At 73.6% G+C, this 15955-nt stretch carries 13 protein-coding genes; 10 read left to right on the top strand and 3 right to left on the bottom strand.

The annotated features are described in order from the left end of the window. The first annotated feature begins 233 nt into the window (after positions 1–233). The 7 genes from DQ392_RS06980 (at position 234) to DQ392_RS07010 (ending at position 8426) form a co-directional block, all read left to right on the top strand. On the top strand, positions 234–1460 hold the full coding sequence (locus tag DQ392_RS06980; protein WP_114014622.1) for a cytochrome P450: 1227 nt from the start codon (positions 234–236) through the stop codon (positions 1458–1460). A 123-nt stretch (positions 1461–1583) separates the two neighbouring features. Then, positions 1584–3470 (top strand): flavin-containing monooxygenase, encoded by a 1887-nt coding sequence (locus DQ392_RS06985; protein ID WP_114014623.1) that lies wholly within the window; start codon positions 1584–1586, stop codon positions 3468–3470. Next, complete coding sequence (locus tag DQ392_RS06990; protein WP_425470494.1) at positions 3467–5215, top strand: hypothetical protein; 1749 nt, start codon at positions 3467–3469, stop codon at positions 5213–5215. Before DQ392_RS06985 ends, DQ392_RS06990 begins: the two co-directional genes overlap by 4 nt. 92 nt (positions 5216–5307) lie before the next feature. Next, positions 5308–6075: an SDR family NAD(P)-dependent oxidoreductase gene (locus DQ392_RS06995; protein WP_114014624.1), complete on the top strand. Its 768-nt coding sequence runs from the start codon at positions 5308–5310 to the stop codon at positions 6073–6075. Between the two features lie 591 nt (positions 6076–6666). Further along, positions 6667–7371, top strand: a complete 705-nt coding sequence (gntA, locus tag DQ392_RS07000; RefSeq protein ID WP_220182596.1) for a guanitoxin biosynthesis heme-dependent pre-guanitoxin N-hydroxylase GntA — start codon at positions 6667–6669, stop codon at positions 7369–7371. A 209-nt stretch (positions 7372–7580) separates the two neighbouring features. Further along, entirely contained in the window at positions 7581–7802 is a 222-nt protein-coding gene (locus DQ392_RS34325; protein WP_181856314.1) for an HAD family hydrolase, read from the top strand. 144 nt (positions 7803–7946) lie between these two features. Further along, complete coding sequence (locus DQ392_RS07010) at positions 7947–8426, top strand: hypothetical protein (RefSeq protein ID WP_114014626.1); 480 nt, start codon at positions 7947–7949, stop codon at positions 8424–8426. A gap of 214 nt (positions 8427–8640) precedes the next feature. Here DQ392_RS07010 and DQ392_RS07015 read toward each other — a convergent pair whose 3' ends face one another. Continuing rightward, positions 8641–9876 (bottom strand): cytochrome P450 family protein, encoded by a 1236-nt coding sequence (locus tag DQ392_RS07015; protein WP_114014627.1) that lies wholly within the window; start codon positions 9874–9876, stop codon positions 8641–8643. Positions 9877–10157: 281 nt separating this feature from the next. Beyond that, positions 10158–11303 carry an MGDG synthase family glycosyltransferase gene (locus DQ392_RS07020; RefSeq protein ID WP_114014628.1) on the bottom strand — a complete coding sequence of 382 codons (1146 nt, stop codon included), beginning with the start codon at positions 11301–11303 and terminating at the stop codon, positions 10158–10160. A gap of 651 nt (positions 11304–11954) precedes the next feature. On the opposite strand from DQ392_RS07020, the gene DQ392_RS07025 reads away from it, so the two are divergent. The 3 genes from DQ392_RS07025 to DQ392_RS07035 are packed head-to-tail and all read left to right on the top strand — an operon-like array spanning position 11955 to position 14318. Continuing rightward, on the top strand, positions 11955–12692 hold the full coding sequence (locus DQ392_RS07025) for an SDR family NAD(P)-dependent oxidoreductase (RefSeq protein ID WP_114014629.1): 738 nt from the start codon (positions 11955–11957) through the stop codon (positions 12690–12692). 7 nt (positions 12693–12699) lie between these two features. Continuing rightward, the gene (locus DQ392_RS07030; protein ID WP_114014630.1) at positions 12700–13593 is read left to right on the top strand and encodes a DMT family transporter; all 894 of its coding nucleotides are present in this window, start codon (positions 12700–12702) and stop codon (positions 13591–13593) included. After that, positions 13590–14318 carry a polysaccharide deacetylase family protein gene (locus tag DQ392_RS07035; RefSeq protein ID WP_114014751.1) on the top strand — a complete coding sequence of 243 codons (729 nt, stop codon included), beginning with the start codon at positions 13590–13592 and terminating at the stop codon, positions 14316–14318. Before DQ392_RS07030 ends, DQ392_RS07035 begins: the two co-directional genes overlap by 4 nt. A gap of 71 nt (positions 14319–14389) precedes the next feature. On the opposite strand, the gene DQ392_RS07040 is transcribed toward DQ392_RS07035, so the two are convergent. Next, positions 14390–15868, bottom strand: a complete 1479-nt coding sequence (locus DQ392_RS07040) for an FGGY-family carbohydrate kinase (RefSeq protein WP_114014631.1) — start codon at positions 15866–15868, stop codon at positions 14390–14392. Positions 15869–15955: the final 87 nt, after the last annotated feature.

Here is a 15955-nt window from a genome sequence, read left to right on the forward strand (position 1 = left end):
TGGTGGCGTACTCGGAACGGAACCCGCGCGCATGCCGCCACTCCCTCCCGCGCCCGCGGGCCCGCCCACCCGGCACCGGACCGCGCCGCTGCGGCGCGGCCACATCCCGTGCGGCCGCCCCTTGGCGGAAGCCGCCTGACGCGAGTCCGCCCGGGACGGCGTCAGCGCGGCCCGGAGCGTCACGCCCCGCGCCACGCATCAGCACCACGCACCCCCACCGCCGAAGGATCGCCATGAGCACCGTGTCCCCGGTCGATGCCGCCGACCTCCCTGACTTCCCGCACCCCCGCTCCCCGGCCTGCCCTTTCGGCCTCTCGCCCGAGATGCGCCGGCTGGCCGAGCGCGGCCCGGTCAGCCGGGTCCGCTCGTGGGGTGGCAGCACGCCCTGGGTGGTGACCAGCCACGCCGAGCAGAAGGCCCTGCTCGCCGATTCCCGCCTGAGCGCCGACTTCTCCCACCCGGGCTTTCCCAGTCCCGTTCCCCCGCAGAACACCGGGAAGGCCGACATGAGCTTCGTCGGCATGGACGATCCGGAGCACGCGCGGCTGCGGCGCATGGTCAGCGGCGCTTTCACCGTCAGGCGGGTCGAAGCGCTGCGCCCCCGCGTGCGGGAGATGACGGAGAGGTGCGTCGAGAGCATGCTCGGCGGGCCGAAGCCCGCCGACCTGATGGAGGCCGTGGCGCTGCCCATCCCCTCCATGGTGATCTCCGAACTGCTGGGCGTTCCCTACCGGGACCACGACTTCTTCCAGACCAACAGCAAGACCCTCGTCTCCGCCGTCGCCGACACCGGTGCACGGCAGGCGGCCCACGCCCGGCTCGCCGCGTACCTGGACGACCTGGTCGGTGCGAAGATCGCGCGCCCCGGTGACGATCTGCTCTCCCGGCTCGGGGAGAGGGTCGAGGCCGGTGAGCTGACGCGCCGCCAGGCGGCCACCATGGGCGTGCTGTTGCTGCTCGGCGGGCACGAGACGACCGCGAACATGATCACGCTGGGTACGCTGCTGCTGCTCCAGCACCCCGATCAGCTCGCGCGCCTCAGGGAGGCGGAGGCAGACACCGAGGTGATCGCCTCGGCCGTGGAGGAGCTGCTGCGCTACCTGTCCATCGTCCATCTCGGGCGCCGCAGAACGGCGCTGGAGGACATCGAGATCGCCGGGCAGACGATCCGCGCCGGTGAGGGGGTCATCCTGCTGGGGGAGCTCGCCAACCGGGACCCTCTGGTCTTCCCCGAACCCGACACGCTGGACCTCGCCCGCAACGCACGCCGGCACCAGGCCTTCGGCGGCGGCAGCCACCACTGTGTCGGCCAGCCCCTGGCGCGGATGGAACTCCAGGTCGTCTACCCGGTCCTGTTCCGCAGGATCCCCACCCTGCGACTGGCCACGGACGTGTCGCAGGTGCCCTTCAAGTACGACGCGGTCATCTACGGCGTCCACGAGTTGCCCGTCACCTGGTGACACCCGGCGGCGCGCCGCCCGGCCGCCCGCAGGCGCAGGCCCGCGGCACGCCCCCCGACCGACCCGCACGACGTGAGCACCGTACTCGACCGGCCGCACCACCCGAAGAGAAAGAGCACACGCATGCCCACCCCCCACGGTTCGGGATCACCCGCCGTCACGGACCCGGACGAGACGGGCCCCCTCCCCGGGACCTGGCCGGAGCCGGACACCTGGCCCGAGCCGGACGGACTCGGTTTCGACATCGAGGAGGTGCGGGCCCGCTACCGTGCCGAGCGCGACCGGCGGGTGCGGCCCGAGGGGCGCGGCCAGTACCGGCGCGCCGAGGGCGAGTTCGGTTTCTACGCCGACGACCCGTACGCGGACGGCCCGTCCTTGCGCGAGGCGCTGCACGACCGGGTGGAGGCGCTGGTCGTCGGCGGCGGCTTCGGGGGGCTGCTGGCGGGGGCGCGGCTGCGCCAGGCCGGTCTCAAGTCGATCCGGATCGTCGAGAAGGGCTCGGACTTCGGCGGCACGTGGTACTGGAACCGCTATCCCGGTATCCACTGCGACATCGAGTCCTACGTCTACCTTCCGCTGCTGGAGGAGGTCGGCTACGTCCCGCGGTGGAAGTACGCGCCGGGCGAGGAGATACGGCAGCACGCCCGTGCGATCGCGCGGACCTTCGACCTCTACCGGGACGCCTGTTTCCGCACCCAGGTCACCGCACTGCACTGGGACGAGGCCGAGGCCGAATGGCTGGTCGTCACCGACCGCGGCGACCGGATACGCGCCCGGTACGTGGTGACGGCCAGCGGCACGCTCAGCGAGGCCAAGCTCCCCGGCATCCCCGGCATCGAGACGTTCAAGGGACACACCTTCCACACCAGCCGCTGGGACTACGCCTACACCGGCGGCGACGCGGGCGGGAACCTGCACCGGCTGGCCGACAAGCGCGTCGCCGTCATCGGAACCGGAGCGACCGCCATCCAGTGCGTGCCGCACCTGGGCGCCGACGCCGGGCACGTGTACGTCTTCCAGCGCACCCCCTCCTCGGTCGACGTCCGCGACAACCGGCCCACCGACCCCGCCTGGGCGGCCGCGCTGACGCCTGGCTGGCAGCACCGCCGCAGGGAGAACTTCCTCACGCTCGTCACCGGAGGGCAGGCGGGGCAGGACCTGGTCGACGACGGCTGGACCCACACCGCGCGCCTCCAGCAGAAGCTCATCCCCAGCCGCGACCACCGCAGGGTGCCGCCGCGGGTGCGGGAGCGCGCCTACGAACTCGCCGACTTCGAGAAGATGAACGAGATCCGCGACCGGGTGTCCGACCTGGTGGAGGACCCGGCGACGGCCGAAGTCCTCAAGCCCTGGTACCGCTACATGTGCAAGCGGCCCACGTTCAGCGACGCCTATCTCCAGACCTTCAACCGGCCGAACGTGACGCTCGTCGACACCGCCGACACCCACGGCGTCGAACGCGTCACCGACAACGCCGTGGTGGTGGGTGAGCACGCCTTCGAGGTCGACTGCATCGTCTTCGCCACGGGATTCGACGTCGGCGTCTCCGGCATCCTCTCCGGGCGCCTGGCGGTCCGCGGGCGGGACGGGATCGCCCTCACCGACGCGTGGCGCGACGGCCCGCGCACCCTGCACGGCTTCTACAGCCACGGCTTCCCGAACCTCTTCCAGCTGGGGCCGCTGCAAAACGCCAGCGCCGTCAACTTCACCCACGTACTCGACGAGCAGGCCTGCCACGTGGCCGAGGTCGTCGCCGCGGCGCGCGAGCGGGGCGCCCGCCGTGTGGAGCCCACCCGCGAGGCCGAGGAGGCGTGGGTCGCCACCATCAGGGAGAAGGCAGCCGACCTGTACGCGTTCCAGGCCGAGTGCACGCCCGGCTACTACAACAACGAGGGGATGCCCAGGCAGCGGAGCCAGTCGTTCGGGGACGGTCCCGTGGCCTTCCACGCCCTGCTGCGCCAGTGGCGCGCCGACGGCGGCATGGACGAGGTGCTGGGTGGGCCCGAGTGAGGCGGGAGGGGCGCGCGGAGGAGGCGGCCGCGACCGGCGCGGTGCCGAGCCGCTACGGCGACACGGGGCACGGACCGGCGACGAGCGGTCTGTGGTCGGCCACGAGGCTGGGCTCGCCCAACCCGCTGTGGGGCTCCAACGGTGTCGCGTTCGGTCCCGACGGCCGGCTCCACGTCGCCCAGTTCCTCGCCGGGCAGATCAGCGCCGTCGACCTGGCGAGCGGCGAGGTCGAGGTCGTCGTGCCGATGGGAGGACCTGTCCACTCCCCCGACGACCTGGCCTTCGGCGCGGACGGCTCCATGTACATCGCGGACCTGGTACCCGGCAGGGTGTGGCGGCGCAGCCCCGGCGGCGCGTACAGCCTCGTCAGCGACCAGGTGAAGGTGCCCAACGGCATCACCTGCGTCGGCGACCGGCTCTTCGTCAACGAGATGCGCCCGTGCGGCCGTCTGTGGGAGCTGTTCCCCGACGGCGGCGACCCGGTCGTGCTCACCGACGGGCTGGCGCTGGGCAACGCCATGCAGCGGGGGCCCGACGGGCACCTGTACTACCCGCACATGGTGACCGGGCAGGTCTGGCGCATCGCGCCGGACGGCGGCGAGCCGCAGCTGGTCGCCGAGGACGTGCACGAGCCGGTCGCGGTCCGCTTCGACCTCGGCGGCGTCATGCACGTGCTCTCCCGGGGCGAGGCCGGTCTCGTCACCAGGATCGACCTGCACACGACCGGCGGTCGCTCGCTGGTCACCAGCGGGATCACGGGACTGGACAACGCCGCGTTCGACGCGGAGAACCGGATGTACGTCTCCAGCTTCGCCAGCGGCGGCATCACCGAACTCCTCCCCGACGGCCGTACCCGCACCCTGGTTCCCCGGGGACTCGACGGCCCCTACGGGGTGACCGTCGATCTGAAGGGCACGGTGTACGCGGCCGACCACTACCGGCTGGCCGAACCCGGGCGCCCCGACGCCGCCCGGGAAGTGCCCGGCCGCGAGGCCCGCTTCGAGGCGGCACCGTCCGGCGCGGCCACCCGTGCGCTGCTGACGTTCGCCCACGGCCTGGTCTCCGACGGGCGTCTGCTCCACCTCACCTCCCAGTACGGCCAGGTGCGCACCCACGATCCCGAGCGCGGGACGACCCGGGTGCGGGCGAGCGGTCTGGACCGGCCGACCGGCATCACCGTCGGCCCGGACGGCGGTCTCGTCGTCGCGGAGAGCGGCGCGGGGCGGGTGCTCGCCATCGCCGGTGACGACACGGTCGGTGTCCTGGCCGAGGGGTTCGACCGGCCCGTGGACGTGGCCCACGACGCGGAGGGGCGCTGTTACGTCACCGACGAGGTGCGCGGCGCGGTCCTGCGGATCGTCCGGCAGGAGACCGGAGAAGGTGTCGAGGTGGTCGTCGAGGGGCTCGACGCACCGCAGGGGCTGACGGTCCTGGACGAGGAGCTGTACTGGGTGGAGACCGGAACTCGGAGGCTGCGTTCGGTCTCCCTCGTCTCCGGTGACGCGGTGCGCACCGAGGCCGAGGACCTGCCGGTCGGCCTGCCGCCCGGTGGGGGGCCGCGCCCGGACCCCGCCCTGTTCACGCACGGTATGCCGGGCCTGCCGCGCCCCTTCGCGGGCCTGACCGCCGCTCCCGACGGCTCCCTCCTGCTGTCCGCCGACGGCGAGGGAACCGTCATCCGCCTCACCCCGCGCCGCCCCGGCCCGACGAAGGAGCGGCCCTCCGGACGGCGGCCGTCCGAGTAGCGGCCCTCCGCACTGCCCTCCGTGCAGCGGCCCTTGGTGCGGCGGCCGTTGGAGACGCGGCACCGCACCCATCGAAGTGATCAGGAGACTCCATGAGCACCACAGGACTGGCCGGCCGCAGCGTCGTCGTCACCGGCGCCGCGTCCGGCATCGGACGGGCGGCGGCGCTGCGGTTCGCCCACGAGGGGGCGAAGGTCGCCCTCGCGGACCTCGACGCGGCCGGTGCCGGCAGTACGGCGCAGGAGGTGGAAGAGGCCGGCGGAGAGGCGCTGACGGTCGTCGGTGACCTGAGCGGCCAGCAGGTGGTGGACGCGCTCGTCGAGCAGACGGTGACGCGGTACGGCGGTCTCGACGTCCTGGTCAACAACGCCGGGATCATGGACCGGATGTCCGCGCTGGGCGAGACGGACGACACGGAGTGGGAGCAGGTGCTGCGCGTCAACCTGACCGCTCCGTTCCTGCTGACCCGTGCCGCCCTGCCCCACATGCTCGCCGCGGGGCGCGGCGCCGTTCTTTTCACCGCCTCAGAGGCGGGCCTGCGCGGCGGCGCGGCGGGAGCCGCCTACACCGCCTCCAAACACGGCGTGGTGGGGCTCGTGAAGAACCTCGCCGTCATGTACCGCGGTCAGGGCATCCGCGCCAACGCCATCGCGCCGGGCCCCACCGCCACCGGCATCCAGGTCGACGCCGCCGCCGGGGCGCACGGACCGGCACTCGTCGGCGGGCTGATCGGCGCCACCATCGGACGGCTGGGCACCGCCGAGGAACAGGCCGCCGCCCTCGTCTACCTCGCCTCCGACGCGGCGAGCTTCGTCAACGGCGCGGTGCTGCCCGTCGACGACGGCTGGTCCGCCGTCTGAACGGTGGTGCGGACACCACGAGGAGGCCCGGGTGTCGGGCTCGGACACACCTCGCCCGGGGCCGCCGCGCGCGCACTGCTACGGATCGTCAACGGACCGGTTCTCACAGGGCTGCCCCGGGCGAGTACGGCTCTCGGCTTCACCAGTGAGCGCGGGCAGGCGATCGTCGGCGACGCAGCCCTCTTAGCTCGAGGGGCTGCCGCGATGCGACGAGGACCTGAGAACGACGCGGCCGGCGTCCGAGCCAGGACTCCAGGGCCGAAGCTGTCGGTTTCGTCAGCTTCCGTGAAGCCAGGTGCCGGTGTCCTCGACCGGCGTGGGACCGCCGCCCGTCCCATGTCCCTCCCGACGGCCATCGGAACGAGGTAACCGCAGGTGAGGCCATCGGATCAGCACACAGGACAGCACTAGGCGACCCCGGATTTCGTTGATCGGCAGCCGCCCGTCACAATCACCGGGCGACCTTCCCCGTTCCCGCGGCGCGCCCGGTCCTGCCCGGACGCGCGTGAGCCGCGCGCGCACGCGCGCACCGGGGTCGGCGCTGACGCGTACACGAAGGAGATGATCTCCCCTCGAGGAGGAGGCACGTAGTTGGAAGCAAGGCTGGCCGTGACGGCGGACGCACGTCGCGAGGTCGAGGAGTTCATCCTGGGAGACCGGTTCTCCTGCCTGGCCGGGCGCTCCGCCTGGCGCCGGGGCGGCATCACGCACCGGCACTACGAGACGCTGGGAGGCCCGGATTCCGCCCGGCTGCTGGCGCTGGATCTGGAGGAGTTCGTGACGTCGGCGGACTGGAGCGCCCGCACGTTCACCAGTTTCATCGCGACGTTCGAGCAGCCACGCGGAGTGGACGAGCTGCGGTTCGAGGAACTTCTGTGGCAGCAGCTGCAATGGCTGCACGAGCACGACGCGGAGTCCCATCGCTGGGCCGAGGGCTACTCCACCGACCCGCAGTCCTCGAAGTTCGCCTTCAGCGTGGCCGGCCATCCCTTCTTCGTCATCGGCCTGCACGAGACGCACCGGCGCTGGGGCAGGCGGCCTCCTTTCCCGATGCTGGCCTTCAACTCCCACGAGCAGTTCGGGCAGATCAAGGGCGCCGGCATGTGGGACCGGCTCGCGGAGAAGATACGCAAGCAGGACATCAAGTTGCAGGGCGACATCAACCCGAACCTGTACGAGTACGAGGAACTCTCCGAGGCGCGCCGCTACTCGGGCCGCCCGAAGCCGGAGGACTGGCAGTGCCCGTTCGCCGCACGGGCCGCCGAGGAAAGAGAGCTCACCGCCTCCGGCGCCTGAGCCGACGGCGCGCGAGCCGACGGCGTGCCTCCCGGAGGCGGGCACGAGCTGACAGCGTGCCTCCCCGCAGGCACACGCGCAGGCGGGGCGGTGTGGCAAAGCGTCGAGGGCGGGCGTGACGGGGCAGGGGTGCGAGACGACCCCCCTGCCCGCGTCCGGCCGCCGCTGACGCCCTCGAGCATCCTGGAGCCGGCCGAGGTGCAGCCGTCGTGGGTGAGGGTCGGCTCCACGCCCAGCCCGGGCTCCTCGGCCGGCTCGATGTCGAAGGCGGCCGGCGGCCGGCCGGGGAGCACACCGTCGCGCTCGTGGTGGACGACGGCACACAGGTGTGCGCCGCGTACGAGCGCGCGGGGTTCGCCGTGCTGCGGGCCGACTGGATGCCCGCCCAGGACGTCCTGGATTCCGTACAAGAGCGAGAGGGGAGCACCTGAGCGCTCGCACGGGCGGCACGCGGGGAGCGAGGGGTGTCGGACCCATCGCCACAGGTGCTGCCGGCGGCGCATCCTGGTCTCCGCGCGGCAGGTGCCCGCCGTCTCGGGGCGGCGGGCCGGTGACGTCGAGGAAGGAGCGAGCCGATGCCGATACCCGTCTGCTCTCTGATACTGAACGAGCGTCAGAGATTCGCCGCCGACGGCGACTACCACGTGGTGCGGTTTCCGTTCGGGGGCGGTGAGTCCTACGACGCCGAGGGCATGCACCAGGTGCGGCAGCCGGACGGTGAGGAGGTCACGGACTGGCGTGGTGACGACCGCTCGGGGCTGATCTGGCCCTCGGTCGACGGCTGGGGCGCGCTGACGGCGATGATCCAGTGGGAGGCCGGTGACTACAGTGAGTTACGCGACCAGATCGTCCGCGATCCACTCGGCCTGTCGGACGATCCGGTGAACACGACGGCGACGGACCACCGGCGTCCCTCCCCCGGTATGCAGTGCTTCACCAAGCATCACGAGTTGTTCGTCCATCCTCACGTGCCGTTGGCGATTCGGGTGGCACACAACGACGGCCGTCCGCGCCACCTCGTGCACGCGCAGTTCAAGCTGGCCATCCACACCTGACCCGCCGGCAGCACCCGGCTCGCGGGCACGGACGTGACGGTCACCTCGCCGATACCGGGCCCGACGGAGACGGAGTTCTCCGCACGGGCCGACACGCTCGGCACCAAGGTCGGCCGGAGCGAGAAGGAGGACCCGGCCACGGCAGTGACCGGTGGCCGGCGCGTACCGCCCTGCGGCGGCACGCGCCGGCCACCGCCGCCAAGACCTGTGGGCGTCACCCGGCGGGGCGCAGCACCACCGGCAGGGTCTGGTGCCCGTTGGTGATCAGGGACGGCACCGGGCGCAGCTTTGTGACGGGGACGCCCAGTTCGGCGTCGGGGAAGCGGGCGAAGAACTTCTCCAGCGCCGTCGTCCCCTCCAGCCGGGCGAGCGGTGCGCCCAGACAGAAGTGGGCGCCGTATCCGAAGGCGAGGTGTTCGGGTCCTGGCGCGGAGCGGGTCAGCTCGAAGGAGTCGGCGCTCTCCCCGTGCCAGTCGGGGTGACGGTTGGCGGCCGCGTAGGAGGGCAGGATCGCGTCGCCCTTGTTGATCACCTGCCCGTCGGCCAGTGGTATGTCCCGCACGGCGAACCGCAGCGGCAGGTGCTTGACGGCGGGCTCGTAGCGGAGGGTCTCCTCCACCACGTCGGTCCAGGTCGCACGCCCCTCACGGACGTGCGCCAGCTGCTCGGGGTGGGTCAGCAGCGCGGTGATGGCCTGATCGAGGAGGTTGACGGTCGTCTCGTAGCCCGCGCTGATCATCAGCAGCAGCGTGTCGCGCAGTTCGGTCTCCGACAGCGCGGAGCCGTCCCCCTCCTCGTCCCGTGCGGCGATCAGGAGGGAGGTCATGTCGTCGCCGGGGTGTTCCCGCTTCTCGACGATGAGCGCGTCCAGCGCCTCGTAGAGCTTGACGGTGTTGGCCGCGGCCTCCTCGGGGGTGAGCGTGGTGGAGAAGACGTTGTCGACCAGCTCGCGGAAGCCCTCGCGGCGCGTCTCCGGGACCCCCATCAGATCGCTGATCACCCGGATGGGCAGCGGGTAGCACAGAGCCTCGCGCAGGTCGGCGGCCTGCCCGTCGGGGGTGGCGGCCAGTGCGTCGAGCAGGTCGTCGACCATGCGCTCGACGCGCTCGCCGAGCGCGGCGACCCGCCGGGCGCTGAAGGACGGCGCGACCATACGGCGGAGCCTGCGGTGGTCGCCGCCGTAGGAGGTGAACATGTTCTCGGCGGCGACCCAGAGCGCGAGCGGCCACGTGGCCACCGTCTCGGCGAACCGCGGCCAGTGCTGCCGGCCGTCCTTGGAGACGTCGGGTCCTGTCAGCAGCTTCTTCAGCAGCGCGGGGTCGGACACGGACCAGGCGGTGACGCCGAGGACGTCGACCCGGGTCGCCGGGCCTCGCGCACGCAGCGTCCGGTGTTCACCGTGGTGATCGCTGCCGGTGGGGTCGAGGGTGAGGGGCTCGGAAAGGGACACGGTCGTCGCGTTCTCCGTTCGGGGCGTTCACGGCACCCGGAGCCGGACATGGCTCTTCCATGACCGTTCGGGGTCGTTAAGTGGTCGTGTTTGTTCGGAAAGTGACGGGTGGACAGCTGACACAGTAGGAGTTGATCAAGGAATCGGATAGGGGGGCTTCGGGCCAAGATCACGAGCAGTCCGTCCCGGACAGCCGCGGGGCTCTCCGCCGACCGGCCCGTCGCCCGCTCGGCCCGCCCCCTCCCCGACCGGTCCGTCTCCTCCCCGGCCTGGCGCGGGTATCAGCGCCCTCGGGTCCCGGGCGCCGCCGCGAGCCGCTCCAGTTCCACCGCGGGGTCCGCGCGGAAGGCGGCTCGTGCGGCCGCGATCTGCCCGGAGCGGACGGGGCCCGGGGCCGCCAGCGCCCGTACGGTCATGGCGGGTTCCCCCGCTCCGTGCGCGTGGCGCGAGAGCCCGGCCTGCGCCATGGCCCGTACTCCGGCCACGGAGTGCCCCGGCAGCGGCCGATGGCCCACCACGGGCAGCCCGGCGGCCAGTGCCTGCGCGGCGGTCTGCCCGGCGGCGTTGTCGAGCAGCACGTCGGCGACGGCCATCAGCTCGGGCAGATCGGTCACCCAGCCGAGTGGCAGCAGGCCCAGTTGGCCCGCGGCGCGGCGGCGCAGACCCTCGTCGTTGCCGCACAGCAGCACGGGCAGGCAGCCGTGGTCCGTCAGGTGTCGCGCCGTCTCCAGGAGTCGGGTGCCGACCCCCCAGGCCCCGGTGGAGAGCAGCACGGCGGGCCGTCTCGCGGGCCCCGCGCCCCGTACGGGTGAGGCGGCGGTATGCCGGGCGAGCAGGGTCCGCCAGTGGCTGTCGGGGTCGGCGGGGGCGAAGAAGTCCGCGGGCACCACGGGCCCTGTGGTGTACGCGCGGCGCCCGGTGGCGGCCCGCACCTGGCGGGCGGCGCCCTCGGTGACGCACAGGTGCAGGTCGTTTCCGTGATGCAGCCAGCCTCGGTGGACGGCGAAGTCGACCACGACGACGGCGGCGGGCGCGGACAGCGCCCCCCGGGCCCGCAGCCGTCCGGTCACCTGGGCGCACAGGTGGAAGGTCGGCACGACGACGTCGGGGCGCCACCGGGCGACGGTCCGCAGCAGCGGCCGTTCGGCGAGCGCCGCCAGTGGAGCACTGCTGGGGCGCGGGCCCGGTGCCGCGGGGCCCGTCGCCAGGAAACCGGCGTACACCGCGCCGTAGAGGCCGGGCAGGTGGCGGACGGTGGCACGGTAGCCGGTGCGCAGCGCCCGCCCTGTGCCCGCGGGCAGCAGCGTGAGGATGTCCCGGACGGCGGTGTGGTGTCCGCGCGCCCGCAGCCGGTGCGCGAGTTCGTGGGCGACCGCGTCGTGCCCCGCGCCCATGCCGGCGCTCAGCAGCAGGAAGCGGTGCGGCATGGGACTCCAGAGGTCGTCGGAGGCCGGGTCGGGCGTGACCGGAGGCGGTACGGGCCGGGATGCCGCCCCGGGTTCCGCGAGGGGCCCCGCACGCGCCGCGGACGGGGTGCGTGGTCACCCGTCCACCAGTGTGCTGTTCGCTTCCGGGCGGCGCGGTACCGACACTCGGTCGGTGCCGCGGCCACCTGCCGCGCGGCGGTCCCCGGCGCGCGAGGGGCTCGGGCCGGGAGAGCCGAACAGGTGGTTCGGCCGGGCCGGGGCACGGCTCCGGACGGGTGCGCCGACCGGTTGCCAGCATGCTGGATCCAGGGCCCGCCTGTGTCCCGCCCCAGGTCGGCGGCGCCCGTCGCGGTCCGTACTGCTCACCGGAGGCGTCTCGTGTTCGACAGGCTCGGCAGATCCGACCGCCGTCAGGCACCTCCCCTCGACAGCGCGCAACCGCCCGGCGCGGCCCCCCGGCCGCCCACGTCACCCCCGTCCCCCTCCTCGTCGCCCGTGCCCTCACCACCCGTCTCTCCGCCGGCCGAGTCCCCCTCGCCCTCGGCTCCTTCGTCGTCCGCCGCTCACACGTACGCGCCCGAGCAGGCGCACCCGCCGGAACAGGCACGGCCGCGTCCGCGCGCCAGGGGCGGGGACGGGGGCCGCCGCCCGGTGGCGCTGGTGACCGGCGCCTCCTCCGGCATCGGTACGGCCGTCGCCGAGCGGCTGGCCGCCGACGGGCGCTGGCGGCTGCTGCTCAACGGGCGGGACGGGCAGCGCCTGGAGGACGTCGCCGCCCGTACGGGCGGCGTGCCGCTCCCCGCCGATCTCGCCGATCCGCGGGCACGCGAGCGGCTCGCGGAGGAGGCGCAGGTCCACTGCGGCCGGGTGGACGCGCTGGTGGCGGGCGCGGGTCTCGGCTGGGCAGGGCCGTTCACGGCGATGCCCGCGCAGGACATCGACGCTCTGCTCTCCGTCAACCTGAACGCCACGCTGCACCTGGTGCGGCTGGTACTGCCGGGGATGGTGGAGCGGCGCTGCGGCCGTGTGGTCCTCATCGGCTCGGTAGCCGGCAGCGTCGGGGTACGCGGCGAGGCGGTGTACGCCGCGACGAAGGCCGGTCTGACCACGTTCGCCGACAGCCTCCGCTACGAGCTGGCACCCAGCGGGGTGCGGGTCTCGATGGTGCTCCCCGGTGCGGTCGAGACGCCGTTCTTCCAGCGCCGGGGTACGCCCTACGACCGCGACCGTCCCAGGCCGGTGCCCGCCACGCGGGTCGCCGGGGCCGTCTGCCGGGCGCTGCGTACGGGCCGCCCCAACGCGTACGTACCGTCCTGGATGGCGATGCCGGCCTGGTTGCACGGCGCGGCGCCCGGCGTGTTCCGCTCGCTCGCCCAGCGCTTCGGGTAGGGCGCGCGTGTGGTGGACGGCGCTCTCTCTCGTGCTGGCGCTGCTCGCGGCGCTGGGTAACGCCGCCGCTTCGGTGTTGCAGCGGCGGGCGGCGGCCGTCGAGGGGCCCGGCCCGTCCGGGCGGCGGCTGTCGTGGCTGCCGCATCTGCTGCGCCGCCCGGTGTGGTTGTGGGGTGCGGTGACGCTGGTGGCGTCGGGTGTGTGCCAGGCGGGGGCGCTGGCGACCGGGCCGCTGGCCGTGGTGCAGCCGGTGATGACGACCGAACTGCTGTTCACTCTGATGCTGGGCAGCCTGCTCTTCCGGCAGCGCCCGGGACGCCGGGCGTGGGGTGCGTTCGTCGCGATGGTCGTGGGGCTGGCCGCGCTGCTGGCGCTGGTGTGGCCCTCGGGCGGCAAGGCGTCCGTCCCCGACGGCCGGTGGCTGGTGGCGGCACCCCTGGTGGCGGCGCTGGTGGCGGCGCTGGTCGTGGTCGCCTTCCGGCTGCCTTCGGCCCCGCGGGCGACCGTACTGGGATCGGCGACGGCCGTGCTGTTCGGGGTGACGGCCGCGCTGATGAAGGACGCGATCTCGCGGCTCGCCGACGACGGGCTCGTCAGGCTGCTGACGGCGTGGCAGACCTACGGGGTGGTGGTCGCGGGGGTGGCCGGGTTCCTGCTGCTGCAACTGACGCTGCACGCGGGCACGCTGGTGGCCTCGCAGCCCGCGCTGACGCTGGGCGACGCGTTCTTGAGCGTGGTGCTGGGCGCCACCCTGTTCGACGAGCGGCTGACGCTGGGATGGCTCGTGGTGCCCGAACTGGTCGCCCTCGCGCTGATCAGCCTGGGCAGCGTCCAGCTCGCCCGCTCGCCCGCCGTGGCGGGAGACACCGGCGGCGGGGAGAGCCGAAAGGGCATGTGGTGAGGCGCCGCCGCGCTCTCCTGGCAGCGGCGGCGGCGTCCGTGGCGGCGGCCGCCTGGCACATCGTCCCGGCCGCGACCTGGCTGCCGCCGGTCCGCTCCGCCCTCTTTCCCGCGCTGGACGGGCGGGGCAGCCCGCGGCATGTCGCCCTGACGTTCGACGACGGCCCCGATGCCCGCTCCACCCCGCACTTCCTGCGCGAACTCGACCACCTGGGCGTCCGCGCGACGTTCTTCCTCCAGGGCGCCGCCGTGCGCCGCCACCCCGCTCTCGTGCGGGCCATGGCCGCCGCGGGCCACGAGCTGGCCGTGCACTGCTGGGAACACCAGCCGCCGTGGCTGCCGCGCCCCGTCGCCGAGCGCAGGGATCTGGAGCGGGCCGTCCGCGCCCTGCGGGAGACCACGGGCGCCGAACCCCGCTGGTACCGGCCGCCGTTCGGCGTGCTGACCGCCACCCGCTGGCACGCCGCGCGGCGACTGGGACTGCGGCCGGTGCTGTGGACGGCCTGGGGCCGCGACTGGCAGGCCCGCGCCGACACCGACAGCGTGCTCAGCGACCTGTGCAAACGGCTCACCGGTGGCGCGACCGTCCTGCTGCACGACAGCGACCGCAACAGCGCCCCGGGGTCCTGGCACGTGACGCTGGCGGCCCTCCCCTACCTGGTGGCGCGCTGCCGTGAGGCGGGCTGGGGCATCGGCCCGCTTGCCGAGCACGGAGCCGGCGGATGACGTACGCGCCCCGGCGACGGCGGCAGGGCGCTGCCCGGCCCCCGGCCGGGTCAGATCCGAAGGCGGGCCCGTCAGCGGTTCTGGTGGGCGGCGAGGGCGTGGACCGTCCCGGCCGTGGCCGGGTACAAGGCGCGGTAGAGGCCGTAGAGCTCGTCGTACCGGGCGGCGGTCTCCGGCTGGGGCGTGACGACTTCCCGCACGGGGTTCCAGTCGTCGATCGAGGCGTCACCGACGAGTTGCGCGGCGAGCAGCGCACCCCCGTAGGCGGCGCCGATGGAGGTCGCGCGCAACTCCTGGGACCGGCCGGTGACATCGGAGACGATGCGGGTCCACAGGCCGCCCTGGGTGCCGCCGCCCACCGCGACGACCCGGCGGATGTCGCCGCCCGCCGCCCGCAGGGCCTCGATGTTGTGCCGGACGGCGTAGGCGGTCGCCTCCAGAGCCGCCCGGTAGAGGTCGCCCCGGGTGTGCGAGAGGGTCAGCCCCGCGATGACGCCGCGCGCGTGCGGGTCCATGACCGGGGTGCGCTCCCCCGCGAAGTACGGGAGCATCAGCAGTCCGCCCGCGCCGGGCCCGGAGAGCTCGGCCAGCCGGAGGAGCCCGGCGTAGTCGGTGTCGCCGAACAGGTCGCGCAGCCAGCCGGTGACGGCGCCCGAGGTGGCCATGCCGCCCGCGAGGTTGCGGGTGCCGGGCAGGGCTCCGAGGGTGCTCCACAGCGCCGGGTCGGTGAGCGGCTCGGGCACGGTGTGGACGAGGAACATCGTCGTGCCGTACATCAGCATGAGGTCGCCCACCTGGTGTGCCCCGACGCTCAGGGCCTCGGCCCAGGCGTCGACGGTCCCGGTGGTGACGGGAACGCCCTGGCGCAGCCCGGTCTCCCGGGCCGCCTCGGCGGTGACCGAGCCGGCCGCCTCGCCGGACCAGCGCAGCGGCGGGAGTTCCAGACCGGGTGCGACGCGCGCGGCCCACGGCGCGTACCAGTCCAGCGCGTGGATGTCGTAGAGCGGCGTGGCCTGGCTCGCCGAGTGGTGGTCGAGGACGTAGGCGCCGGTGAGCTTGCGGGCCAGCCAGGAGCTGGGCATGTAGAGGCGGCGGGCGCGGGCGTACAGCTCCGGTTCCTCCTCGGCGACCCAGGCGACCTTGGGTCCTGCCGCCTGGCTGGAGAGCTGTGAGCCGCAGCGGGCCCGGATCCGCTCGACGCCCAGTTCCTTCTCGAGCCGCGCGATCTGGTCGACGGAGCGGGTGTCGACGCCGTAGAGGATCGCCGGGCGCAGCGGGGTGTCGTCGGCGTCGGTGAGCAGGACGCAGGGGCCCATGCCGCTGAGCCCGACGGCGACCACCTCGGCGTCGCCGGGTGCGGTCAGCTCGCGGGAGAGCGAGACGAACTCGTTCCACCAGGTGTCGGCGTCCATCTCCACGTGCCCGGGCGCCGGCCGGTCGACGGTGTGCTCGCGGACGGCGGAGCGCAGCAGCGTGCCGTCCGGTGCGACCAGGACGCCCTTGCTGCTGGAGGTGCCGATGTCCACGCCCAGGACTGCGTTGAGGGCCATGCGCGCAGGCTGGCAGAAATCGATTTCATCGTCAACGTCTCCCTCCCTCGGCAAATCGCGCACGTCTGTTGACCCACCGGAGTGCCG

Origin of the sequence: Streptomyces reniochalinae (genome assembly GCF_003323735.1) — a bacterium.
GTDB classification, from domain to species: Bacteria; Actinomycetota; Actinomycetes; order Streptomycetales; family Streptomycetaceae; genus Streptomyces; species Streptomyces reniochalinae.

Excerpts from the sequence above, each read along its gene's own strand:
- DQ392_RS06980 (WP_114014622.1), top strand. The coding sequence starts at position 234 with ATGAGCACCGTGTCCCCGGTCGATGCCGCCGACCTCCCTGACTTCCCG.
- DQ392_RS06985 (WP_114014623.1), top strand. The coding sequence starts at position 1,584 with ATGCCCACCCCCCACGGTTCGGGATCACCCGCCGTCACGGACCCGGAC.
- DQ392_RS06995 (WP_114014624.1), top strand. The coding sequence starts at position 5,308 with ATGAGCACCACAGGACTGGCCGGCCGCAGCGTCGTCGTCACCGGCGCC.
- DQ392_RS07010 (WP_114014626.1), top strand. The coding sequence starts at position 7,947 with ATGCCGATACCCGTCTGCTCTCTGATACTGAACGAGCGTCAGAGATTC.
- DQ392_RS07020 (WP_114014628.1), bottom strand. The coding sequence starts at position 11,303 with ATGCCGCACCGCTTCCTGCTGCTGAGCGCCGGCATGGGCGCGGGGCAC.
- DQ392_RS07040 (WP_114014631.1), bottom strand. The coding sequence starts at position 15,868 with ATGGCCCTCAACGCAGTCCTGGGCGTGGACATCGGCACCTCCAGCAGC.